The sequence below is a fragment of the Gallaecimonas pentaromativorans genome, assembly GCF_003751625.1.
GTDB classification, from domain to species: domain Bacteria; phylum Pseudomonadota; class Gammaproteobacteria; order Enterobacterales; family Gallaecimonadaceae; genus Gallaecimonas; species Gallaecimonas pentaromativorans.
In genome coordinates, this window is the sequence record NZ_RJUL01000019.1 from 1 (window position 1) to 6,964 (window position 6,964).

A 6,964-nucleotide genomic window follows, 5' to 3' on the forward strand; every position below is an offset into this window, starting at 1 on the left:
AAGACGCATAAAAAAATCCGACACCAAGGAGATGTCGGATTTTTCCATCACTAGAGGATCAGTCAAGCGATCGGTCTTAACTGATCAGCATTAGCCATCAGGCCGCTTTTTTCATCTTACCAGCGAGTTATTCGGGTAGTTGGCTTTGAGCACCGCCAAGGCGTTTTGCTTAAGCTCGTTGATACCCAGCTCGTCATAGCAATTGACCAGCAGTTCCAAAGCACGTTCCTGAGCCTCGGTGCCTTTGTATTCATCAACCACGGTTTGCGCGCGGTTGGCGGCAGCTACCCAGGCTTTGCGTTTCACATAGTAACGAGCAACAGCCAACTCGTAGTTGGCCAGGCGGTTTTTCAAGAACACCATGCGCTGCTTGGCGTCGGCCGCGTACTTGGAGTTGGGGAAACGCTTGAGCAGGTTGGAAAAATCTTCAAAAGCCTGGCGCGAGCTGGAAGGGTCCTTATCGGTCCGGTCTACCCACAGCAGTTCTTGGAAGAAGTTGTGGTCCATGGCCATGTGGTTGAGGCCACGCATGTAATAGGCGTAATCCAGATCGGCATGTTGCGGGTTGAGCTTGGTAAAGCGGTCAATAACCGAAATGGCCGAGGCGAAGTCGCCCTGCTTGTAGTAGCCATACATCAGGTCAAGCTGCACCTGATGGGAGTAGGGGCCGAAGGGGTAACGGGAGTCCAGCCCCTCAAGCAATTGGATGGCTTTGCTGTAGTTGCCCAATGCCAGCGCTGACTCGGCGCTCTCAAAGTTTTGCTGGGGTGAATTCTGCTTAGCCTTTTCATCTTCGTCTTTGTGGCTGGCGCAACCACTCAGGGCTAGCCCCAGGGTTAACAGCAGGGTGAGGCAGCGTCCTTTTGTCATCATCATTCGTGGTTATTTCCCATACCTTGTCTCAAAGGCACTGTGATGTGTGCCAAAGGGGAGTAAACTATATCTCTTTTGGCGCATTCTAACCCAGTACCCTGTCATGTCACAGGGGCGACAATGAGTCATCTATGCGTGAAGTTATTGAATTAAGTGCTCAGGCCCGGCCCGAGCACCTTGGTCATCGCTTGGATCAGGTTTTGGCCGATTTGTTCCCTGATCATTCCCGGTCAAGGCTAAAAGAATGGATCCTGGCTGGCAATGTCCGTGTTGACAGCCAAGTGATAGACAAGCCCCGGCACAAGTTGCTTGGCTTGGAAGTGGTTGATGTTAAAGCAGAAGTTGAGGCTGATGAACGTTTTCAGGCCGAAGCTATCGACCTGAATATCGTCTTTGAAGACGAGCACATTTTGGTGATCAATAAACCAGCCGGCTTGGTTGTGCACCCCGGTGCCGGCAATGCCGACGGTACGCTGCTCAACGCCTTGTTGCATCACAGCCCTGAGATTGGTGTGGTGCCACGGGCCGGTATTGTGCACCGCCTGGATAAAGACACCACTGGCCTGATGGTGGTGGCGAAAACCCTGGCTGCCCAAACCCATCTGGTGGAAAAGCTCCAGGCTCGCGACATCACCCGTGAATACGAGGCCCTGGCCATCGGTTTGATGACAGCTGGCGGCAGCGTGGATGCCCCTATTGGCCGCCACCCCACCAAGCGTACCCATATGGCGGTAGTGCGAGACGGCAAACCGGCAGTGACCCATTACCGGGTCGCCGAGAAGTTTCGTCTGCATACCCGTTTGCGGCTGCGCCTGGAGTCCGGCCGTACCCACCAAATAAGGGTCCACATGGCCCATATCGGCCATCCGCTGGTGGGAGACCCGCTCTATGGCGGCCGCAGCCGGTTGCTGAAAGGGACCGACCCTGACACCCAGGACAAGCTGCGTCTCTTCCCGCGCCAAGCGCTGCATGCCGCCCGCCTGATGCTCGAGCATCCGATAACTGGCGAGGACATGAGTTGGGAGGCACCGGTGCCACAAGACATGCTGGGCCTATACGACCTGCTCCGCGACGACCTGGCAAGCCATGGCAATTAATGCCATCAAAGGCTTCTTCCCTGATGGGGTAGAAGCCTTTTTTACAGACCGCTTGGAAGGGGTCAGCCAAAGGCCTTATCGCGGCTTTAACTTGGGTGACCATGTGGGGGATGTTCCCTCCCGAGTTGCTTACAATCGCGACCTGCTGCAGCGGGCCTGCGGTTTTGAGCGCCAACCGCTGTGGCTAAACCAAGTCCACGGCACGGCAGTGCAGCAAGACGCCTGTCCGGTACTGGACTGCGCCGATGCCGCCGTAACCCAAGAGCTGGGTTTGCCGCTTGCTATTATGACTGCCGATTGCCTGCCGGTACTCTTTGCTAGCCGTGATGGCAGCGTAGTTGGCGCCGCCCACGCCGGTTGGCGGGGGCTCGCCGGCGGCGTATTGGAAGCCACCGTTGAAAAACTCGCCGTGGCTCCAGCAACGCTTGTGGCCTGGCTTGGGCCTTGTATCGGTGCGGAGGCTTTTGAAGTGGGCCCCGAGGTGCGCGAGGCTTTTATCCGGCAACACCCTGATGACGGCGCTGCCTTCAAGGCGGGGCGGGGCGACAAATACCTGGCTGACCTGCAGCAACTGGCCGCTAACCGGCTGCAACGTTTGGGCCTGGTCGAGATGGCTCGCGAACCAGCCTGTACCTTTGACGACGCCGAACATTACTTTTCCTACCGCCGAGAAACGGTCACCGGGCGTATGGCTTTTATGATCTGTCGCAAGAGCTGACTTGAAAGTTCGGGGTTAAGCTCCCACATATAAGGCATCTGATTCACTAGGAGGCCCAGATGCATCCCGAACGCTTTACCAGTAAATTCCAACTGGCTCTGTCTGATGCCCAATCCCTGGCTCTGGGTCGCGACAACCAGTTTATCGAACCTGCCCATTTGATGATGGCGCTGCTTAACCAAGACAGCAGCGTGGTCAAACCCCTGTTTAGCCAGAACAAGGTGGATTTCAATCGTTTCCGCTCTGAGCTCGGCCAAGTGCTTGAGAAATTCCCGCAAGTCGAGGGAACCGGCGGCGACGTGCAAGTCTCCCGCGCCCTGGCCAATTTGCTGAACCTTTGTGACAAGCTGGCCCAAAAGCGCAAAGACAAATTTATCTCTTCCGAGCTTTTTATCTTGGCGGCCCTTGAAGACCAAGGCGAGCTAGGTGAGTTGCTGCGTAAACACAACCTCACCAAACCCAAAGTAGAGCAGTCCATCGAGCTGCTGCGTGGCGGCCAGAAGGTAGACGACCCCAATGCCGAAGACACCCGTCAGGCGCTGGAACGTTACACCGTCGACCTCACTGAGCGGGCGGAGCAGGGCAAGCTTGACCCTGTTATCGGCCGCGACGAAGAAATTCGCCGCACCATCCAGGTGCTGCAGCGCCGCACCAAGAACAACCCGGTGCTGATCGGCGAGCCCGGTGTCGGTAAAACCGCCATCGTGGAAGGCCTGGCCCAGCGTATCGTCAACGGTGAAGTGCCGGAAGGCCTTAAAAACAAAAGGGTGCTCTCCCTAGACCTTGGGGCGCTGCTGGCTGGCGCCAAATACCGCGGCGAATTTGAAGAGCGCTTAAAAGCATTGCTCAACGAGCTGGCCAAGGAAGAAGGGCAAATCATTCTCTTTATTGATGAGCTGCATACCATGGTTGGCGCCGGTAAGGCCGATGGCGCTATGGACGCCGGTAACATGCTCAAACCGGCCCTGGCCCGTGGCGAGTTGCACTGTGTGGGCGCCACCACCCTCGACGAATATCGCCAATACATTGAGAAGGACGCCGCTCTTGAGCGCCGCTTCCAAAAAGTGCTGGTGGAAGAGCCCAGCGTCGAGGACACCATCGCGATTTTGCGTGGCCTTAAAGAGCGCTATGAGATTCACCACAGTGTCGAGATAACAGACCCGGCTATCGTTGCAGCGGCCACCTTATCGCACCGCTACATTACCGACCGCCAACTGCCCGACAAGGCCATCGACCTTATCGACGAAGCGGCGTCCAGCATCCGCATGCAAATCGACTCCAAACCGGAGGAGATGGATCGCCTCGAACGGCGGATGATCCAGCTGAAGCTGGAGCGCCAGGCACTGACCAAGGAAACCGATGAGGCGTCGAAAAAGCGCCTAGGGTTGCTGGAAGAAGAACTGGCCGAGCTCGACACCCGCTTTGAAGAGCTGGACGAAGTCTGGACGGCGGAGAAAGCGGCGCTGTCCGGAACCCAACAAATCAAGGCGCAGCTTGAAGATGCGCGCCAAGAGTTGGAGATCGCCCGCCGCGCCGCCAACTACGAGCGGATGTCCGAGCTTCAGTACGGCCGTATCCCCGAGCTTGAGAAACAGCTGGATTTGGCCAGCGCTGCCGAAATGCAAGAGATGAAGCTACTCAAGCATAAGGTCAGCGATGCTGAGATAGCCGAAGTGGTGTCTCGCTCAACCGGCATTCCGGTGGCCAAGATGCTTGAAGGCGAGCGTGACAAGCTGCTGCAGATGGAAGACAACCTGCACAAAAGGGTGGTGGGCCAGGAAGAAGCCGTGAGCGCTGTGGCCAACGCCATTCGCCGTAGCCGCGCCGGCCTTTCCGACCCCAACCGGCCCATCGGTTCCTTCTTGTTCCTGGGCCCGACCGGGGTGGGTAAAACCGAGCTTTGTAAAGCGCTGGCCAGCTTCCTCTTTGACACCGACGACGCCATGGTGCGCCTCGATATGTCCGAGTTTATGGAAAAACACGCAGTATCGCGCCTGGTGGGCGCACCTCCGGGGTATGTGGGGTATGAGGAAGGGGGCTATCTCACCGAAGCGGTGCGTCGCCGGCCTTACTCGGTGATATTGCTCGACGAAGTGGAGAAGGCGCACCCGGATGTGTTCAACATCTTGTTGCAGGTGCTGGACGATGGCCGCCTCACCGACAGCCAGGGTCGTACCGTCGATTTTCGCAATACGGTGGTGATCATGACCTCCAACCTGGGGTCGGATCGTATCCAAGAGCACGCCAACGAAGACTACGACGTGATGAAGGCCATGGTCATGGATGTGGTGGGGCAGCACTTCAGGCCGGAATTTATCAACCGGATTGATGAAACCGTGGTGTTCCATCCGCTCAGCAACAGCATTATTCGCCAAATCGCGGATATTCAGCTGGCAGGCCTTAAAAAACGTCTGGCCGAGCGAGACTACCAGTTGTCTTTGACCGAAGGAGCGATGGATCTGTTGGCTGAAGCCGGTTTCGACCCGGTCTTTGGCGCCAGGCCGCTCAAACGGGCTATCCAGAATCGCCTGGAAAATGCCCTGGCCAACCAAATCCTTCGTGGCGCCTTGCTGCCGGGTAAACCGATCAAGGTGGATGTCAGCGAAGGGGAACTGGTGATTACCCAGTAAAAAAGAAGCCGGCAATCGCCGGCTTCTTTGTTATTCCTTACAAGCTTCTTTTATCTGCTTTTGGTATTGCGCTATCTGCGCGGCCTTTTCTTCTTCGCTCAGCATCTTGTATTCGCCGTTGGCATCAACCTGACGTACCCGGTCAAAAGTGGTGAGGGTAGCCAGGTTTTCCTTGGCTTGCTTACAGGCGCTTTTCAGTTGCTGCTGCAACTGGGCCAATTGATCGTCATGGGCGCTGGGCTGTTCGGTTTGGGCGGCGGCCTTGACCGGCACCGGTGTTGAGCTGGGCTCTGGCGCCTCTATTTGCACGGCGTCCGCTTTCTGGCCGGGAGGGGGAAGTTGGGAGAAATGTACGTTACCCTTGCTATCTACCCAGCGGTAAACCAGGTTGGGATCTTTATCGCCAGTTGCCGCTACTGCGTTCAATGCAAACATAAGGGGTAACAACAAGCTGTATCTGTACATATCCTTGCGTCTCCTGCCGTCTTGGGGGCCGCCAAGCGGCTGTGATATCTTTACCAGTCTAACTGTTCAGGCAAAGCCAAGCGAGATTTCGATAATGAGTGATCTTCAGCGCAGTAAAGGTATCTATCTGCTGCCCAATCTCTTTACTACCGCCGGCCTGTTCTCTGGCTTTTATGCTGTGATTGCTTCGATGCAGGGGCACTTTACCGCCGCTGCCGTTGCCGTTTTTGTGGCAATGATCTTCGACAGCTTTGATGGTCGCATTGCCCGCATGACCAATACCCAGAGTGCCTTTGGTGCCGAATATGACTCCATGGCAGATATGGTGTCCTTCGGTATCGCACCTGCCTTGGTGTCCTATAACTGGGCGCTTTCCGGCTTGGGGAAAGTGGGCTGGCTTGCCGCCTTCATTTATACCGCTGGCGCCGCGCTGCGCCTGGCGCGTTTCAACACCCAGGTCGGCATTGCTGATAAACGTTACTTCCAGGGGCTGGCGAGCCCGGCAGCAGCGGCCATCGTAGTAGGGCTGGTTTGGGTCGGTAGCGACTTTGACATCGAAGGGTCCAGCCTGTCCTGGCTGGCAGCCATCGTTACCCTGCTATGTGGTCTGCTGATGGTGTCCAACTTCCGTTACCCCTCCTTTAAGGAGTTCGATTGGAAGGGCGGCTCCTTCCTCGCCATCTTGATTGTGGTGGGGGTGCTGGTGATCGTCTCTTTGCAGCCGGCCTTGGTTCTTTTCATTGTTTTTAGCCTTTATGCCCTGTCTGGCCCGGTAATAACCGTGCGTTCCGTAAAAGAATTGAAGATGGAGCATGTGGTCGGTGACAACGATGATGCCGACTTCGAGTGCGACAAAGATAAAAAAGACCAGCCGTAACGGCGTTTTTCGTACGCTAAATAAACAAAAGGGGCCTTGGGTGGCCCTTTTTGTTTATTTACTCGGCAGTCGGTATTTTTGTGTGATTTTGGGCGTTGACTCCTTCGCTGAGATCGCTAGAATGCGCAGCACTTCGACGGGGACAGCGGCAACGCGAAACAAGTCGGAGGGCCTTGAAAGCAAAGTGCTTGACAGGCTGTGAGGCTCATGTAGAATGCGCCTCCTCGCTTGAGAAAGCGGCGCTCTTTAACAATTGAATCCAAGTAATCTGTGTGGGCACTCACAGTTGGGTAGACTCAAAAAA

Annotated in this window: 6 protein-coding genes; 4 read left to right on the top strand and 2 right to left on the bottom strand. The window is 56.1% G+C overall.

Annotated elements, in window-relative coordinates:
• Positions 1-111 precede the first annotated feature (111 nt).
• Positions 112-870 (bottom strand): outer membrane protein assembly factor BamD, encoded by a 759-nt coding sequence (locus tag EDC28_RS19870; RefSeq protein ID WP_336391570.1) that lies wholly within the window; start codon positions 868-870, stop codon positions 112-114.
• Positions 871-1,004: 134 nt separating this feature from the next.
• Here EDC28_RS19870 and rluD point away from each other — a divergent pair, with 134 nt between their 5' ends.
• From rluD to clpB, 3 genes are read left to right on the top strand one after another with little or no spacing between them, the layout of a single operon-like run.
• A complete protein-coding gene (gene rluD, locus EDC28_RS19875) occupies positions 1,005-1,970 on the top strand; it encodes a 23S rRNA pseudouridine(1911/1915/1917) synthase RluD (protein ID WP_123422737.1) in 966 nt (321 codons plus the stop codon).
• Complete coding sequence (gene pgeF, locus EDC28_RS19880) at positions 1,960-2,688, top strand: peptidoglycan editing factor PgeF (protein ID WP_123422738.1); 729 nt, start codon at positions 1,960-1,962, stop codon at positions 2,686-2,688. Before rluD ends, pgeF begins: the two co-directional genes overlap by 11 nt.
• Positions 2,689-2,747: 59 nt before the next feature.
• On the top strand, positions 2,748-5,318 hold the full coding sequence (gene clpB / locus EDC28_RS19885; protein WP_050659810.1) for an ATP-dependent chaperone ClpB: 2,571 nt from the start codon (positions 2,748-2,750) through the stop codon (positions 5,316-5,318).
• Positions 5,319-5,348: 30 nt separating this feature from the next.
• On the opposite strand, the gene EDC28_RS19890 is transcribed toward clpB, so the two are convergent.
• Positions 5,349-5,753, bottom strand: a complete 405-nt coding sequence (locus EDC28_RS19890) for a DUF4124 domain-containing protein (protein WP_050659809.1) — start codon at positions 5,751-5,753, stop codon at positions 5,349-5,351.
• Between the two features lie 124 nt (positions 5,754-5,877).
• Between EDC28_RS19890 and pssA the strand changes: the two genes are divergently transcribed.
• Positions 5,878-6,660, top strand: a complete 783-nt coding sequence (gene pssA, locus EDC28_RS19895; protein ID WP_050659808.1) for a CDP-diacylglycerol--serine O-phosphatidyltransferase — start codon at positions 5,878-5,880, stop codon at positions 6,658-6,660.
• Positions 6,661-6,964: the final 304 nt, after the last annotated feature.

What these genes read in the sequence shown, in the direction of transcription:
- pssA (WP_050659808.1), top strand. Translation starts at nt 5,878, where the DNA reads ATGAGTGATCTTCAGCGCAGTAAAGGTATCTATCTGCTGCCCAATCTC.
- pgeF (WP_123422738.1), top strand. Translation starts at nt 1,960, where the DNA reads ATGGCAATTAATGCCATCAAAGGCTTCTTCCCTGATGGGGTAGAAGCC.
- EDC28_RS19870 (WP_336391570.1), bottom strand. Translation starts at nt 870, where the DNA reads ATGACAAAAGGACGCTGCCTCACCCTGCTGTTAACCCTGGGGCTAGCC.
- rluD (WP_123422737.1), top strand. Translation starts at nt 1,005, where the DNA reads ATGCGTGAAGTTATTGAATTAAGTGCTCAGGCCCGGCCCGAGCACCTT.
- clpB (WP_050659810.1), top strand. Translation starts at nt 2,748, where the DNA reads ATGCATCCCGAACGCTTTACCAGTAAATTCCAACTGGCTCTGTCTGAT.
- EDC28_RS19890 (WP_050659809.1), bottom strand. Translation starts at nt 5,753, where the DNA reads ATGTTTGCATTGAACGCAGTAGCGGCAACTGGCGATAAAGATCCCAAC.